Source organism: Aestuariimicrobium sp. Y1814 (assembly GCF_050113895.1).
Taxonomy (GTDB): domain Bacteria; phylum Actinomycetota; class Actinomycetes; order Propionibacteriales; family Propionibacteriaceae; genus Aestuariimicrobium.
The window spans coordinates 100,539-115,007 of the sequence record NZ_JBNJRW010000002.1 but is presented as its reverse complement, the minus strand read 5'-3'; the positions used below and the strand labels follow the sequence as shown (position 1 = coordinate 115,007).

16 protein-coding genes and 1 tRNA gene are annotated in these 14,469 nt (G+C 67.6%); 5 read left to right on the top strand and 12 right to left on the bottom strand.

Going from position 1 to position 14,469, the window contains the following annotated elements:
• Nucleotides 1-194: 194 nt before the first annotated feature.
• From gyrB to ACQE3C_RS02790, 5 genes are all read left to right on the top strand, one after another.
• On the top strand, nt 195-2,228 hold the full coding sequence (gene gyrB / locus ACQE3C_RS02810; protein ID WP_434537933.1) for a DNA topoisomerase (ATP-hydrolyzing) subunit B: 2,034 nt from the start codon (nt 195-197) through the stop codon (nt 2,226-2,228).
• Between the two features lie 47 nt (nt 2,229-2,275).
• Nucleotides 2,276-4,930: a DNA gyrase subunit A gene (gyrA, locus tag ACQE3C_RS02805; RefSeq protein ID WP_434537682.1), complete on the top strand. Its 2,655-nt coding sequence runs from the start codon at nt 2,276-2,278 to the stop codon at nt 4,928-4,930.
• Nucleotides 4,923-5,708, top strand: coding sequence for a DUF3566 domain-containing protein (locus tag ACQE3C_RS02800; protein ID WP_434537681.1), 786 nt, complete (start codon nt 4,923-4,925; stop codon nt 5,706-5,708). The genes gyrA and ACQE3C_RS02800 overlap by 8 nt, the downstream gene beginning before the upstream one ends.
• 75 nt (nt 5,709-5,783) lie before the next feature.
• A tRNA-Ile gene (locus ACQE3C_RS02795) sits at nt 5,784-5,857 on the top strand.
• Between the two features lie 117 nt (nt 5,858-5,974).
• On the top strand, nt 5,975-6,949 hold the full coding sequence (locus tag ACQE3C_RS02790) for a helix-turn-helix domain-containing protein (RefSeq protein ID WP_434537680.1): 975 nt from the start codon (nt 5,975-5,977) through the stop codon (nt 6,947-6,949).
• 141 nt (nt 6,950-7,090) lie between these two features.
• On the opposite strand, the gene ACQE3C_RS02785 is transcribed toward ACQE3C_RS02790, so the two are convergent.
• The 12 genes from ACQE3C_RS02785 to ACQE3C_RS02730 form a co-directional block, all read right to left on the bottom strand.
• Nucleotides 7,091-7,537 carry a hypothetical protein gene (locus ACQE3C_RS02785; protein ID WP_434537679.1) on the bottom strand — a complete coding sequence of 149 codons (447 nt, stop codon included), beginning with the start codon at nt 7,535-7,537 and terminating at the stop codon, nt 7,091-7,093.
• 1,333 nt (nt 7,538-8,870) lie between these two features.
• Nucleotides 8,871-9,563 carry a hypothetical protein gene (locus ACQE3C_RS02780; protein ID WP_434537678.1) on the bottom strand — a complete coding sequence of 231 codons (693 nt, stop codon included), beginning with the start codon at nt 9,561-9,563 and terminating at the stop codon, nt 8,871-8,873.
• A 6-nt stretch (nt 9,564-9,569) separates the two neighbouring features.
• Nucleotides 9,570-10,145, bottom strand: a complete 576-nt coding sequence (locus tag ACQE3C_RS02775; RefSeq protein WP_434537677.1) for a hypothetical protein — start codon at nt 10,143-10,145, stop codon at nt 9,570-9,572.
• Entirely contained in the window at nt 10,142-10,495 is a 354-nt protein-coding gene (locus ACQE3C_RS02770) for a hypothetical protein (RefSeq protein ID WP_434537676.1), read from the bottom strand. Before ACQE3C_RS02770 ends, ACQE3C_RS02775 begins: the two co-directional genes overlap by 4 nt.
• Nucleotides 10,492-10,677 (bottom strand): hypothetical protein, encoded by a 186-nt coding sequence (locus ACQE3C_RS02765; protein WP_434537675.1) that lies wholly within the window; start codon nt 10,675-10,677, stop codon nt 10,492-10,494. The genes ACQE3C_RS02770 and ACQE3C_RS02765 overlap by 4 nt, the downstream gene beginning before the upstream one ends.
• A 188-nt stretch (nt 10,678-10,865) precedes the next feature.
• Nucleotides 10,866-11,168 carry a WhiB family transcriptional regulator gene (locus ACQE3C_RS02760; protein ID WP_434537674.1) on the bottom strand — a complete coding sequence of 101 codons (303 nt, stop codon included), beginning with the start codon at nt 11,166-11,168 and terminating at the stop codon, nt 10,866-10,868.
• Nucleotides 11,168-11,431: a hypothetical protein gene (locus ACQE3C_RS02755; RefSeq protein ID WP_434537673.1), complete on the bottom strand. Its 264-nt coding sequence runs from the start codon at nt 11,429-11,431 to the stop codon at nt 11,168-11,170. Before ACQE3C_RS02755 ends, ACQE3C_RS02760 begins: the two co-directional genes overlap by 1 nt.
• A 134-nt stretch (nt 11,432-11,565) precedes the next feature.
• The gene (locus ACQE3C_RS02750; protein ID WP_434537672.1) at nt 11,566-12,906 is read right to left on the bottom strand and encodes an AAA family ATPase; all 1,341 of its coding nucleotides are present in this window, start codon (nt 12,904-12,906) and stop codon (nt 11,566-11,568) included.
• Nucleotides 12,903-13,220: a hypothetical protein gene (locus tag ACQE3C_RS02745; protein WP_434537671.1), complete on the bottom strand. Its 318-nt coding sequence runs from the start codon at nt 13,218-13,220 to the stop codon at nt 12,903-12,905. Before ACQE3C_RS02745 ends, ACQE3C_RS02750 begins: the two co-directional genes overlap by 4 nt.
• Nucleotides 13,217-13,510, bottom strand: a complete 294-nt coding sequence (locus tag ACQE3C_RS02740) for a hypothetical protein (protein WP_434537670.1) — start codon at nt 13,508-13,510, stop codon at nt 13,217-13,219. Before ACQE3C_RS02740 ends, ACQE3C_RS02745 begins: the two co-directional genes overlap by 4 nt.
• Nucleotides 13,511-13,625: 115 nt before the next feature.
• Nucleotides 13,626-13,820, bottom strand: a complete 195-nt coding sequence (locus ACQE3C_RS02735) for a helix-turn-helix domain-containing protein (protein WP_434537669.1) — start codon at nt 13,818-13,820, stop codon at nt 13,626-13,628.
• A gap of 194 nt (nt 13,821-14,014) precedes the next feature.
• Nucleotides 14,015-14,464: a hypothetical protein gene (locus ACQE3C_RS02730; protein ID WP_434537668.1), complete on the bottom strand. Its 450-nt coding sequence runs from the start codon at nt 14,462-14,464 to the stop codon at nt 14,015-14,017.
• Nucleotides 14,465-14,469: the final 5 nt, after the last annotated feature.

The window sequence follows — 14,469 nt, the reverse complement described above, 5'->3', positions numbered from 1 at the left end:
GGCCTCTGGCGTGAAAGCTGCATCGTCGCGGGCCCAGGAATGCGGGGAAACACGCCCGGGGTTGGTAGAGTTGGAACGCTGGTCACAGCGCCCCTGCAACCGATGAGGAGAACGTTCTCTTGAGCGACGCCGACAACTCCGTCACCGAAGACGTCACCGACCCCACCGAGCCGCTCGAGGACTTCGGTGACGACATGTCCGGTTCGGGTGACCACCGCGTCGACGAGGGCAGCTACGACGCCGACAACATCACGGTGCTCGAGGGGCTCGAGGCCGTCCGCAAGCGCCCGGGCATGTACATCGGCTCGACCGGCTCCCGCGGCCTGCACCACCTGGTCTACGAGATCGTCGACAACGCGGTGGACGAGGCGCTGGCCGGCTACTGCGACACCATCACGGTGGAACTGCTCGACGGCGGCGGTGTGCGGGTCATCGACAACGGCCGTGGCATCCCGGTCAAGGAGCACCCGGTCGAGAAGATCCCGACGGTCACGCTGGTGCTGACCGTGCTGCACGCCGGCGGCAAGTTCGGTGACGGCGGCTACAAGGTTTCCGGTGGCCTGCACGGTGTCGGTTCGTCGGTGGTCAACGCGCTGAGTGACCGGCTGACCGCCGACATTTACCGCGACGGGTACCACTGGCGCCAGGAGTTTGAGCTCGGCACCCCGGTCGGTGACCTGCAGCAGCTCGAGGCCAGCGACGAGACCGGCTCCACGATCACCTTCTTCGCGAGCCCCGACATCTTCGAGACCACCACCTACGACTTCGAGGTGCTCTCCACCCGATTCCGCGAGATGGCCTTCCTGAACAAGGGCCTGGCCATCAGCCTGGTCGACAGGCGCAGCAAGGTCGAGGCCACCGACGAGGCGGGTGCCGAGGCCGAGGCCGGCCTCAAGCACGACTTCGACGAGGCGGACGAGGCCGGTCGCCGCGAGGTGCACTACAAGTTCGACCGCGGGCTGATCGACTTCGTCGAATACCTCAACGCCTCCAAGGACCCGGTGCACCCCACCGTGATCGCCGTCGAGGCCCACCGCCCCGAAGAGGGCATCGGTGTCGAGGTGGCCATGCAGTGGAACAGCTCCTACACCCCCTCGGTGCACACCTTCGCCAACACTATCAACACCCAGGAGGGCGGCACCCACGACGAGGGCTTCCGCGCCGCCATGACCACCACGGTCAACAAGTGGGGCGAGACCTGGGGAATGATCAAGAAGCGTGAGGACCGCGTCTCGGGTGACGACATCCGTGAGGGCCTGACCGCGATCGTCTCGGTGAAGCTGGCCAACCCCCAGTTCGAGGGCCAGACCAAGACCAAGCTCGGCAACACCGAGGCCAGGTCCTTCGTCCAGCGGGTGGTCAACGACCGCCTCGGTGACTGGTTCGAGCGCAACCCGAACGAGGGCAAGGACATCGTCCGCAAGTCGCAGGCGGCGGCCGCGGCGCGGATCGCGGCCCGCAAGGCCCGCGACATCGCCCGCAACCGCAAGGGCCTGCTCGGCGGCGGCGGCCTGCCCGGCAAGCTGTCCGACTGCTCCTCGCGCAACCCGGAGGAGTGCGAGGTCTTCATCGTCGAGGGTGACTCCGCCGGCGGCTCGGCCAAGGGTGGGCGCAACCCGCGCACCCAGGCCATCCTGCCGATCCGCGGCAAGATCCTGAACGTCGAGAAGGCGCGCATCGACCGCATCCTGCAGAACCAGGAGGTCGAGGCGATCATCAATGCCCTCGGCACCGGTGTGCACGAGGACTTCGACATCGACAAGCTGCGCTACCACAAGGTGGTGCTGATGGCTGACGCCGACGTCGACGGCTCGCACATCCGCACCCTGCTGTTGACGCTGCTGTTCCGGTTCATGAAGCCGCTGATCGACGCCGGGCACGTGTACCTGGCCCAGCCGCCGCTGTTCCGGCTGCGGTGGACCAACTCGCCCCACGAACTGGCCTACAACGACGTCGAGCGGGACGCGCTGCGCGAGGCCGGCCTGGCGGCCGGCAAGAAGCTGCCGACGGTCAACCCGATCCAGCGCTACAAGGGCCTGGGTGAGATGGACGCCTCCGACCTGTGGGACACCACCATGGACCCGGACAACCGGATCCTGATGCAGGTGACCCTGGAGGATGCCGTGCGCGCCGACGAGATGTTCTCGGTGCTGATGGGTGAGGACGTCGAATCGCGGCGTGCCTTCATCCAGAAGAACGCGCGCGACGTGCGCTTCCTCGACATCTGACCCGCCGGCCCACTCGCCTTCTTCGAACTTTCCACTAGGGGATATCCATGGCAGACGACGACAACCAGGTCGAGCCCACCGAGTCGACGGTCGACGAGATCGTCCAGCCCCAGAAGGGCACCATCCAGCAGATCGACCTCAACAAGGAGGTCGAGAGTTCCTACCTCGACTACGCCATGTCGGTCATCGTCGGGCGTGCGCTGCCCGACGTGCGGGACGGTCTCAAGCCGGTGCACCGCCGCGTGCTGTACGCCATGTACGACGGCGGCTACCGCCCCGACCGCGGCTGGAACAAGTGTTCCCGCGTGGTCGGTGAGGTGATGGGCCTGTACCACCCGCACGGTGACTCGGCGATCTACGACACCATGGTACGCCTGGCCCAGCCGTGGGTGATGCGCGCCCCGCTGATCAGCGGCCAGGGCAACTTCGGCTCGCCCGGCAACGACCCGGCGGCCGCCATGCGGTACACCGAGTGCAAGATGGCGCCGATGGCCATGGAGATGGTGCGCGACATCGAGCAGGACACCGTCGACATGCAGCCGAACTACGACAACCGGGAAGAGGAACCCTCGGTGCTGCCGGCCCGGTTCCCCAACCTGCTGGTCAACGGTTCGACCGGTATCGCGGTGGGCATGGCCACCAACATCCCCACCCACAACCTGCGCGAGGTGGCCGAGGCCGTCCAGTGGTCGCTGGAGAACCCGGAGGCCAGCGCCGAAGAGCTGCTGGAGGCGGCGATCGCCCGCATCAAGGGCCCCGACTTCCCCGGCGGTGCGCAGATCGTCGGCCGCAAGGGCATCGAGGACGCCTACCGCACCGGGCGCGGCCTGGTCACCATGCGGGCGGTGATCAACATTGAGGAGGACGACAACGGTCGCACCAACCTGGTGGTCACCGAGTTGCCCTACATGTGCAACCCCGACAACCTGGCCCGCAAGATCGCCGACCTGGTCAACGCCGGCAAGATCGGCGGCATCTCCGAGATGCGCGACGACACCTCGGCGCGCACCGGCCAGCGGCTGGTCATCCAGCTCAAGCGTGACGCGCAGCCGCGCGTGGTGATGAACAACCTGTACAAGCACACCCAGCTGCAGGACACCTTCGGTTGCAACATGCTGGCGCTGGTCGACTCGGTGCCCCGGACGCTGCGGCTCGACCAGTTCATCAGCTACTGGATCGAGCACCAGCTCGAGGTCATCCGCCGCCGCACCGCCTACCGCCTGCGCGAGACCGAGAAGCAGGCCCACATCTACCGCGGCCTGGTCAAGGCGCTCGACGCGCTGGACGAGGTGATCGCGCTGATCCGCGGGTCGCGGACCACCGACATCGCCCGTGAGGGCCTGAAGGACCTGCTGGGGATCGACGACGAGCAGGCCAATGCCATCCTCGACATGCAGCTGCGGCGCCTGGCGGCCCTGGAGCGGCAGAAGATCGTCGACCGCCTGGCCGAGTTCGAGCGCCAGATCGCCGACTTCAAGGACATCCTGGCCCGTGAGGAGCGCCAGCGCCGGATCGTCAGCGAGGAACTGGCCGACATCGTCGAGCGCTACGGCGATGACCGGCGCACCAAGATCGTGGCCCCCGACGGTGATGTCAGCGAAGAGGACTTCATCCCCGACTTCGACATGGTGGTCACCATCACCCACGGCGGCTACGCCAAGCGCACCCGCACCGACCAGTACCGCGTGCAGAAGCGCGGCGGCAAGGGGGTGCGTGGGGCCGCGCTGCGGGCCGACGACGAGGTGCAGCACCTGTTCACCACCACCAACCACCACTGGATCCTGTTCTTCACCACAATGGGGCGGGTCTACCGCACCAAGGTGTGGCAGCTGCCCGAGGCCAACCGTGACGCCAAGGGCGGTCACGTGGCGGGCCTGCTGAGCTTCCTGCCCGATGAACGCATCGCCCAGGTCGTCACCATCCGCGACTACGAAGAGGCCGACTACCTGCTGCTCGCCACCCGCCGCGGGCTGGTGAAGAAGACCGCCCTGACCCAGTACGACTCGCCGCGCCAGGCCGGTGTGATCGCCATCAACTTCCGCGACGAGGACGACGAACTGGTCGGGGCCGGCATCTGCTCTGCCGAGGACGACGTCCTGCTGATCTCGCGCAAGGGCCAGGCGATCCGGTTCAGCGCCACCGACGAGCAGCTTCGTCCGATGGGACGCGCCACCTCGGGCGTGACCGGCATGAAGTTCCGCGACGACGACGAACTGCTCAGCATGGCCATCATCGATGCCGACATGCCCGAGGACGACCGGTTCGTGTTCACCGTCACCGACAACGGCTACGCCAAGCGCAGCGCGGTCAGTGAGTACCGTGAGCAGAACCGTGGCGGGCTGGGCATCAAGGCCATGAAGCTGAACGAGGACCGCGGCCGCCTGGTCGGCGGGCTGGTGGTCAGCGAGCAGGACGAGGTGATCGCGATCCGCCAGTCGGGCCAGATCACCCGGTCCGCGGTGGCCGAGGTGCCGAGCAAGGGCCGCACCACCATGGGCGTGCGGTTCGTCCGGGTCAACGACGGCGACGAGGTCACCGTCATCGCCCTGAACCCCGAGGCGGACGACGAAACCACCACCAGCGACGTGGACAACACCGAACTGGAAGGTACCGTTGACCAGAGCAATGACGTTGAGGAAGCCGTGGTCGACGACCAGGCCGACGACGTCGAGGACGAGGAACAGGAGACCGACGGTGAGTGAGACCCCCCGCGGATCGGGCAACGCCCAGGCCTCGCCATTCTCACGAGCAGCCTCCAGCGAGGACACCAACACCTTGTACCGCCCGGCGTCCTCGGCATCCGAGCGCTCGTCGGGGGCCCGGTTCAGCGCACCGACCCAGACGCCCACCGCCCCCGCCGGCAGCAGCACGGCCAGCGGCACTTCGGCCGGCGGTACCTCGAGCACCGGTTCGGCTAGGGCGCGGGCCGCTGCTTCGCAGGACACGCCCCCGTCGCGCCCGGCGGCCCGGCGGGCTGACGAGCCCACCGCGGTCCCGAGCCCGGCGAAGGCGAGCAAGACCCCCAGCTCGACCCCGGCCTCGGCGGCGAGCGCCGGTTCGGCGTCGAAGCCCCGAGGGGCCTCGTCCGCGGCCGCTTCCCCGGCCCGGCGGACCCGCAAGGCACGCCTGCGGCTGGCCCGGCTCGACCCGTGGTCGGTGATGAAGACCTCGTTCCTGTTCTCCATCGCCTTCGGCATCCTGCTGATGGTCGCGGTGTGGGTGCTGTGGGCGGTGCTGCAGTCCTCAGGCACCTTCGAGGCGATCAACCGCGCGGTCAACGACCTGCTGGCCACCCCGAACTCGGCCAGCACCTTCGACCTGGGCCGGTTCATCACCGGTGACCGGGTGCTCGGCTTCACGGCCCTGATCGCGGCCGTCGACGTGGTGATCTTCACCGCGCTGGCCACCCTGTTCAGCTTCCTGTACAACCTGTCCGCGACCGTGCTGGGTGGCCTCGAAGTCACCCTGGCCGAGGACTGAGACCCCCGATTTGGGCGTTCGTCGCGTGGTCCGCTAGAGTCTTTTCTTGCGGTCAGGCGTGTGAACGCCCAGCCCGGGCCTATAGCTCAGACGGTTAGAGCGCTGCCCTGATAAGGCAGAGGTCACTGGTTCAAGTCCAGTTAGGCCCACAAACGAAGTAGCCTCCCACTAGGGGGAACGCTTCACTCCCGCCGAAGTGTGCGGGATATGCGCGGGATGAGCCCCCGGTTTGGCGGTGTTTCCACCACTTGGATGGAGACAGACCCATGATCACCACACATAGCAGCCAGCCCCACGCAATGCGTGAGGTGAAGCTTGCCGGGCTCGGCTTCACCGCCACCATGAGCGACTGGGCCGGCGAGTTCGCAGACGACTACGACTGGGCCGCGATCCGTGAGGCCTACAACCGGGAGTTGGACGCCAGGGCACCCGAGGGGGTGCACTGGGGCTGGTCGGAGCACGCGCCATGGTGCTACGCGCCGGTCAGCGTCCAGTACGACACCATTGCCGAGGCCTGGGCCGCTGCCATCGCTCCGGGCGGTGAGGGCGGCATCGACTTCGAGGCCATCGCGGTCGAGCATGAGTTCAGCCTCCCGATACACCCGTTCGCGGTGGCGCTGGGGCACCGGGTTCGGGATCGGCGGCAGGCGGCGGGCATGACCGGTCGCCAGCTTGCCGACCTGCTGGGGGCCACCGAGGAACGGCTCGTGGCGTGCGAGGCGGGCCGGGTGGGGTTCCTGCTCACGGAGGCTGTCGACGCCGCGGCCGCGCTCGGCACCGGCATTGTGGAGTTGATGGCCGAGGCCGAACGGTCGGCGCTCGTCCGTCCCGAGGCGGCGCCAGCCCACGGGGTGCGCACGGGCGGGCCAGTCTCGGCGGGCGGACCTGTGCGACCGGTGCCGCACTGCCCGAGGTGGTGCACCCGAGTGGCGGCCCATGCCGCCGAGGCCGTCGGGGATGAGTCGTTCTTGCATGCCAGCGATGAACTGTCGGGGGTGGCCGGCTGCGTGGTCATGGTCGCCTGCACCGAGCCGTTCGACCCCGGCGAGCGGGGCGATGACAGCCATGTCTACACCGACCTGGACCCCGATGGGATCGATGCCGATGGTGCGCGTGCGGTCGCTGCTGCGCTGGTCCATGCGGCGCAGCTGCTGGAGCAGGCCCCCAGGGTGTCACTGGCCACCCCGATCGAGATGGGCCGGGTGTTCGAGGTCGGTGGGCCGGTTCGGGTCGGTCCCTGACTCGTCAGTCCCAACAGCACACCCCCGGGGCCCAGTGGGTCTCGGGGGTGTTGCGTCCCGCTTGCAAGTCTTCTCAGAGGTATGTCGCGGGTCTCGGGCGACTTCACGGACGAACGTTGACTCGGACTGCTCAACGTCGGGTCAGTGATTGCGGGCTCGGTGTGCGTTGACGCGACAGGCTGTTGAGCAATACACAGCATCTGAGCGACCCGTAACACTCTTGCCACAGACCGGACAGGCTCGGGCTGGTTCACCGCCCTGTAACGCGTCTAGCCGTTGTCTCAGCTTGCGTAGCTCCGCTTCCCCAGTTCGGAGCTCATGCATCAGGTCAGCAACATACTCGGGCTCCAAGCCAATCACGGCCGCCTGAACGTCTATGTCGTCGGCCAGGTGCGAACTTGCCTGAACTGCCATCCGAGTCAGCGTCTCTGCGGGGGTTGCCAAGTCGACCATGTTGCGGGTCCTGATGCCGTGCTCGGTGGCCACCCGAGTTACCTGAGTCTCGGTGATCGAAAGACGCTTGGCAATCTCCACGCGGGCGCAGCCCTCGGCTGCTAATCGGGCAATGTCCTTGGCCTGCTGTTCCATGTAACGATTATAACAGTAACGGTTGAATGTCGCTTCGGACCTGGATCGTCTTTCACGTGTCTCACCGCGAGACACCTGGAAAGTATGTTCTCCGCGCGGCACAGGACGCTGAGTGGTCCGTCGATGCCCCCGTTCACCACGGCCACATGGTGGGCTGCGGTGAGGTCGGTGCAGGTGGGGGGGTAGACCCCTTGATGCCACTCTCGCGACCCTCCGGCGGGACCGAGTTGCACTCTCTCGTCGCGACGGTCGAGCTGGATAAAATCCAGCCTCCAGGGGCTGGTCACTCCTCGGGTGTTCCATCGGTTGCCGCACAGCCCTGAGGGTGTCGCTTGAGTCGACACCCCTAACGACGCGGGCAGTTCCCAAGGTGGGCGGCGCCCGTGAAGGCGTCCCAGACGCCGCAGGAGGCCACGAGTCGTCGTTGACCTTGCGGACGAGGTTGGCGCGGGACAGGTTGCCCTCGGCGCGGGCCTCGGTCAGCGCGGCCTCGAACTCGTCATCACTTGCTTCGGCCATGGCGTAGATGTCGTCGCGCTCTTGACCATTTGGGACGAGACCGACTGGGGACGACAACGTCTGATCCAGAAATTGTCGATGGTTGGGCCCGCTGTAGTTACAGCGGATGGCGCGACTGGTCAGCTTGTCGGGATGCTGTCGCAGGCAGGGATGTCCACCAGGGCGATTCGCGAGACCGGCGAGCTCGTGCCCGAGACCCTGGACGAGTTCCGCGGCCGCGCCCTCCATGAGGCCGAGCTCAGTTGTCCAGCAGTTGCGAGTACTGGATCTCGTCGGTGTCGGGCCCGGCGGCACCCTGGGGCCCGTCGATGGTGGGGATGCGCAGGTCGATCAGTACTCGTGTCATGGGCTCCTTGCCTTGTGGTCGTGTGGCACGGTGACGTGGCGCACGATGCCGGTGGGCACGTGCTCGGATACGGCCCAGCACCCCGGCCTGACCTCGGGGGTGGCCTTGCCGTCGACCAGGGCCACAGTGAACGGCTGGGGCAGCACGACCCAGTCCGGGCCGGCCACGCGGCGCTCAGGGGTCGTAGAAAAATCCAGCCTGTCGGAACGGGACACTGCCGGTGGCTAGTTTCCTCCCTCCCTGGGTAGGGGTACCCCCATCGCGTACGCGCGCGCGAGGCGTTCCAGGTGCCGGGTTCGGAGCCGTGGGGCCCCGCACTGGGCTTGCAGTGCGGGGCCCCGGTGCCCGTGGCCCCTGTGGGCTACGGGCTGTGGGCTGGTGCGCAGGCAGGGTCTGTGCCGCCGGAGTCGGTGGCGGCTCTCCTGCCTTCGCTGTGTCCGTGCGTTGACGCACCAGCCCGGGTCCGTGTCAGCCGGGGTTGATCGGGTTCAGGTGCAGGTCGTTGGCCACCGCAAGCCATCGCTCGTGGCGCCGGCCGGGGACTTCCTGCCCGAGTCGTCGGAGTGGTTTGGTGACGGCCACCCCCCAGTCGTACTCCTCGGTGTCGGGATGGGTGTATTCACTCTTGTAGACCAGCGGCGCCAGGCGGAACACTCCCGACAGTGCCTTGCGGACACCGAGGACGGCATCGAGGGTGCGGGCGTGCTGCGTCTTGAACTCCTTCCAGGCATCGCGTGGCTCCACCGGCAGGTCGAGGAACATCTCGGCGGTCGCGGTGGGCGGGACACCCATGGCGACGACCTCGCGGGCCTTGTCCGCGGCCGCGTCGAACGCGGGGCGCAGCCGGTCCAGCACGACCTCGTCGAGCTGGCCGACCAGTTGATCGCACAGCTCGTTGTAGGCCTGTTTCCGGAGCTGGGACACGTGGTCACCCAGGTGGGCGTTGTGTGCCATCAGGGAATCGAGCGTCCAGCGCCGCAGCTCGTCGGGGGTGGCTTCGATCACCCTGATGGGCTCCGGCTCGAGCCCGGCCTGAGCCTCGTCGGTCCATGCCTTGACGCGCTGGATCTGGTCCAGGCAGGGCAGTTCGATGCCGTGGGTGTTCTTCAGGTCGATGGCGAAGGTGTGCAGGCTCACCAGCCCGGCGGCGATCTGTACCATGGCCGATCACTTCCACTTCAAGATGGAGGCGATCTTGTCGTAGAGCGGATCGCGGGTCGCTGCAGTGAGGCGGTTCTGGGCTGGCGCTGCAGGGGTGGCCCGCTGCTTGGGTGCCTCGTCGCTGCCTTCCAGTGCGGTGGTCAGGTTGTCCCTGACATTGCGGGTCGCCTCGACCAGTGCGGTCTCGTCTGCGTTCTTGTGGAAGGCGACCAGCGCCTCGACAATGTCGGTGAGTGCGGTCAACATGGCCGCGGCGACGTCGCTCGAGCCTCCTTCGGCCGCCTCCAGCGCCTTGCGCAGCTCGGTGGCCGTCGTGGCACTGGGGCCCTTGCGTGACGCCCCGGCGGTGTGCCGGCGGCTCTGGGTGGTGCTCATGGTGGTTTCCTCTCGGGTGCCAGCTGTGCTGGGTTCGGTTGCCGACGCGGTCTGGTCGGTCTGGTTAAGGAAGGCAGCTACCTGGGCCTTCTGTTCGGGGTGCGCACGGAAGTCGCCCGTGAGCTGGTCGAGGGTGCCCAACCCGCGCTGGGCGGCTTGGTGCAGGAGGCGGTACCGGGCTGCGCCCTGGTTTCGCTGGTCGGTCACTGGAGGTGCTCCTTTCGGGGGGCGCGTCGTGTGCGGGCCTGTTCGTGCTCGCGGGCGCACCTGGGGCAGCCCTTGCCGCGGGGGTCGACCCCGTGCTGGGGATGATCGCGGCAGACCCACCGGGTGGCCTGCCTGCCTGCCGCGGGCACCACCTCGATCTCGACCTCGGCGAGCTGCGGGACGATGACGTGCTTGTCGACCAAGTACTTGCCGCAGGTGTCACAGCGCTTGGCGGGGTGGCCCTGGTCGTTGACGTAGTAGGTCAGGCGGGACTCGTCCGGGGTGGGGCAGCCGTTCCAGTGCTCCAGCGGTCGCGGATCGATGGGCACGCCAGTGATGGGTACGTTCATCGGTCCTGCCCCCGGTCGGGGTCGAGCAGCTTCTCGATGAAGTCGGCGGCGGCGTCCTCGCAGCCGGGGAAGGCTTCGAAGCTGGTGCCGTCGGCGATGCCGAAGCCTGCCTTGTCGGCCTGCTGGAAGACCCAGACGAGCAGGCCCTGAATTGCGGGCGGGGATGGGGTGGTGGTGGACATGATCCTCCTGTTGGTGGTGGTTGGTCTGGGGGCTACTTGCGGCGGCTTCGTGCCTTGGCGCGGTGGGTTGGCCATCCGGGGCCCCGCGGGTGTGGTCGCACGGGGATCGGTGCAAGCTGCTTCGTGGTCACGGGGTGCCCCTCTGGTGGGTGATCGGGTTTCGAGTAGGAGGGTGAAGGTTCTGGTCATCAGAACAGTGCTTCGGCGTCGTCGGTGGTTGCGGCCAGGTGCTTGGCCCGCAACCTGCTGCGGGTGGCCTTCGGCATGTTCGTCAGGTCGTGGCCACCCCAGACCCCGTGGGTGGCCTTAGTGGTCAGCCCCTCGTCGAGGCACTCCCGCAGCGCTGGACAGCCACGGCAGCGCCGCTGGGCAAGGGCCCGTTCGTCGGGGTCCTCGCTGGTCCAGTAGCCCGAGGTGTCCGGATCCCCGCATGGTGGCCGGTGGCCGGCAGCGGCAAGGGAGACCAGGCGCAGGATCAGTTCGCTGTTCATCACGCCTCCCTGACCAGAAGGACCACGTCATGGTGGCCGCGACACCTGCCACCACAGCCGATCGAGTCGATCTGGCTGCGGGCCTGCTGGGCATCGGCAGCATGTTGGTGGAGGGTGACTGTCGGCACCTTGCACCACGCGATGGTGGCGTAGTGCCCCTCACCCATCACCCAGGCAGCGGTCGGGATCATGCAGCGCACCAACTTGTTGAACGTGCGGTGCTTCGAGCTGCACCGATGGCGGCGGTAGGTCTTGGTGGGCATCTCGACTCCCTGGGTCGGTGCGATTACTGGGCTCGGGGGCAGGCCTGAGATGGACCCTCGATAGGTCGACCCCGGGGTCTGCCCTTCGATGGGTCCAGCCGGTATCGCCGACAGTGCGATGGATTGGCTCTCGATCACCGGGGGCCTCCTGATGGGGTTCCTTCTGCCTGCTCTGGGGAGTTGGTTGGAGTGGTGTTCTGAGGTAGCCCACCTACCCCCTCCCCCCTATAGGGGGTCGGGCTAGGTGGGTTGACGTCACCCGGGGCTAGGTCGGGGTACGTCGGGCTAGGTTGGACATAACCCCTAGTCAGCCCGGGAATTTCGTCATTTTGCGCGTCCGGGCTAGGTGGGAGCTGACCTAGCCCGGGGCTAGGTCGAGCGATTCGGTAGCACTTGGCCCCTCGCTTGCCTTCCTCAACGACGAGCAGACCGCGCTCGACAGCCTCGGCCAGAGCCTTCCTGGCATCCCCGTTCTGGGCAGGGAAACCGTCGGTCTTCAGTCGGCGTCCGACCTCGGATCCATTCGCTTCCGGCATCAGGGTCACAACATTCACGACGGCGTCCACCAGTGACTCGAACTTGTCGCTGGCAGCGGCCTGCCTGCGTGAGCCGGTCCCGCTGAGGGAGAGCCGGCGGGTTGCCTCGTCGAAGTCCAGCCGGTCCTCGTCCACCTCGACGTCGCGACCGAAGGCGGAGAAGAAGCGGGCAGGGTCGGTCTCGTCGGGTCGCACGAGCCGCCACAGCGAGTCTGCCCAGTCCTCCAGCGCGGTCGAGCCGCGGCTACGCTCCCCGTTCCAGCCTGCGTGGTTGGTGAGGAACAGGTCGACGGCGCCGACCTCGGCACGGGCGAACACGTCCAGGTCGGTGAGGAACTTCGTCACCTGCCCGGCATCGTTCTGGTTGTCGCCGGTGAACGCGCGGCCGAACGGGTCAACGATCAGCGTCTCGACCTGCCGGGAGCGCAGCGCCTCGGCAAGGCTGGCCCTGTCGTCCGGGTCGGCCAGCGGGTTGGATCGGCCGCGCAGGTTCACTGTCACCAGTCGCTCCCGGTCCACGTCGAGTTCGTCGAGCCAGCGGGCCAACTGGGCGGCGCTGACCTCGTAGTTCAGGAACCCGATGGCGCCCTCGACGGGTCGGACCGGGAACCGGTCGAGGAAGTCCTCCCCGGTGAACAGACAGCGAGCGAGGTTGCCCAGCGTGGTGGTCTTGCCGACCTTGCGCTGGGCGGTGATGAGCGTGGAACCCTCCCATGGCGCCAGACCCGTGATGCGGTCGCGTGGTGGGCGTGGGCGATGCAACACCTCGCTGAGGGTGGCCACGTCGATCGGCGTCGGGGCGGGTCGGGCCTCAAGATCCAGCAGTTCCCGTGCCCTGCGGTCGATCCTCAGTTGTCGCAGGCGCTGGTCGAGCTGGTCCTGGAAGGCCCGGCTCTCCTGCGCGAGGTCCTCGAGGATCTCGTCGACCTGCGCGCTCATCGGTCCTCACCCCCAACCCAGAGGGCGGCCTGGCTGCGGCAGGCCTCGGCGGTCTCGCGGCACCGACGGTCGAGTTCGGCGAGCTCGGCAGCAGTGGCGCGGCCGGTGAAGTCTCCGGGGCGTGGACGGGCGTCCTCGAAGGCCCGGGCCCGGCGGAGCCAGTAGCTCGCGGTGGCGCTGGTCATGGCGTCGGCCAGCACTCGGCGCCCGAAGTCCTCGACCCAGTTCGGCGGGGTGTTGGAGTGGAACCAGCGTGCCACCAGCGGGTCGGGGACGACCATGGCGGAGGTGCGCGGCATCGTCGTGGCGGTCATGCCCCCACCTCCAGCGCCGCGCACGCCGCGCACAGTCCACCGCACAGCAGCAGCCAGGGGGTGGGCTGGGTGACCAGCAGATGGAAGCCGGGGCCCTCGGGCACGTAGGTGCCACACCTGTCGCAGCAGCGGTCCTCGCGGCTGCCGCTGCGGGTGGATCGTCCGGTCAGCGGCGCCACCATCACGTCATCCGGGCCGAGCAGCCCGGCCAGGTGGGCAGCGTGGCGCAGCGCGTCAGCGACCATCCCCCGCAGCCATGCCGAGGGTTCGTGGTCCGGGCCGAGGGACACGGTCCCGTCGTGTGGGGCACCGGGAGCAGGTTCGGGTAGACTGGGCTTCAGAGCCGCGAAACTCTTGCGGGTGCCCCGATCCTCGCCAGGTCGGGGCACTTTTCGTTCCGTCACGTCACGCCACCTGCCGGATGAGGGCAGCCACATCGGCTGTGCGCAGGCGCAGGGTGCGGGTGCGGCCGATCTGGTAGCAGGGCAGCTCGCCTGCCTGCGTGAGCCTCTTGAGTGTGCGTACGCTGGCGGTGGTGACCTGTGCGGCCTGCGGGTAGGTGAGGTAGCGGCCGAATTCGGATTCGAGTTCGTCACGCAAGGAAGTGGTTGTGGCCCTGTGGACCTGGCCCTTTTCGGGCATGGCTGCGTTCCCCCTCTTCGGGTCTCACGCAGCCCACTACGTTTGGTACTTAACCCTGTACCGGGTCCGCATCGCGCGGTAGAGCAAAACTATGTTCTGATGGTCAGCGTAGCAGGACTAGGGAGGCTCACGCGGCAAGACATGCGGAGTCGTCATGTGTTCTCAATGTCGCGCACATCGATCACGGGCACTCGTCCGCTGCGACGCCTCTGGTTGGAGAGGGCTGTTCGGAGGCGGCCACCATTGATGGTGTGGGTCATACCGCAGCGACATGTCACATTGAAGTCAGCGCCGAGTGAGACCAGGGGGCCCTCGCCTGAGGCGGGGTCCATCATCGGCGACCACACGAGGTAGTCCACCAGCACGAGAGCCAGGGTCTCCCCCCGTCGACCCCCACGGTTGTTGCAGATGACCCGTGCGGTCTGCTCCACCCCATCTGGTGGCCCCTCACCCTTGCGGGCACGGTCGTACAGGACTCGTCCAGTCTCGGGGTCAAAAGACCTGGGGAGGTCGGTGGTGGGGACGCTCCTGGGGGTGCCGCTTGACAAGATGGAGACGACCTTGTCGTAGAGCGGATCGCTGGGTGTTTCGTTCGTGGTCATGGGGA

What these genes read in the sequence shown, in the direction of transcription:
- ACQE3C_RS02745 (WP_434537671.1), bottom strand. Translation starts at nt 13,220, where the DNA reads ATGACCGCCACGACGATGCCGCGCACCTCCGCCATGGTCGTCCCCGAC.
- ACQE3C_RS02755 (WP_434537673.1), bottom strand. Translation starts at nt 11,431, where the DNA reads ATGCCCACCAAGACCTACCGCCGCCATCGGTGCAGCTCGAAGCACCGC.
- ACQE3C_RS02750 (WP_434537672.1), bottom strand. Translation starts at nt 12,906, where the DNA reads ATGAGCGCGCAGGTCGACGAGATCCTCGAGGACCTCGCGCAGGAGAGC.
- ACQE3C_RS02780 (WP_434537678.1), bottom strand. Translation starts at nt 9,563, where the DNA reads ATGGTACAGATCGCCGCCGGGCTGGTGAGCCTGCACACCTTCGCCATC.
- ACQE3C_RS02770 (WP_434537676.1), bottom strand. Translation starts at nt 10,495, where the DNA reads ATGAACGTACCCATCACTGGCGTGCCCATCGATCCGCGACCGCTGGAG.
- ACQE3C_RS02785 (WP_434537679.1), bottom strand. Translation starts at nt 7,537, where the DNA reads ATGGAACAGCAGGCCAAGGACATTGCCCGATTAGCAGCCGAGGGCTGC.
- ACQE3C_RS02790 (WP_434537680.1), top strand. Translation starts at nt 5,975, where the DNA reads ATGATCACCACACATAGCAGCCAGCCCCACGCAATGCGTGAGGTGAAG.
- gyrB (WP_434537933.1), top strand. Translation starts at nt 195, where the DNA reads ATGTCCGGTTCGGGTGACCACCGCGTCGACGAGGGCAGCTACGACGCC.
- gyrA (WP_434537682.1), top strand. Translation starts at nt 2,276, where the DNA reads ATGGCAGACGACGACAACCAGGTCGAGCCCACCGAGTCGACGGTCGAC.
- ACQE3C_RS02765 (WP_434537675.1), bottom strand. Translation starts at nt 10,677, where the DNA reads ATGTCCACCACCACCCCATCCCCGCCCGCAATTCAGGGCCTGCTCGTC.
- ACQE3C_RS02730 (WP_434537668.1), bottom strand. Translation starts at nt 14,464, where the DNA reads ATGACCACGAACGAAACACCCAGCGATCCGCTCTACGACAAGGTCGTC.
- ACQE3C_RS02760 (WP_434537674.1), bottom strand. Translation starts at nt 11,168, where the DNA reads ATGAACAGCGAACTGATCCTGCGCCTGGTCTCCCTTGCCGCTGCCGGC.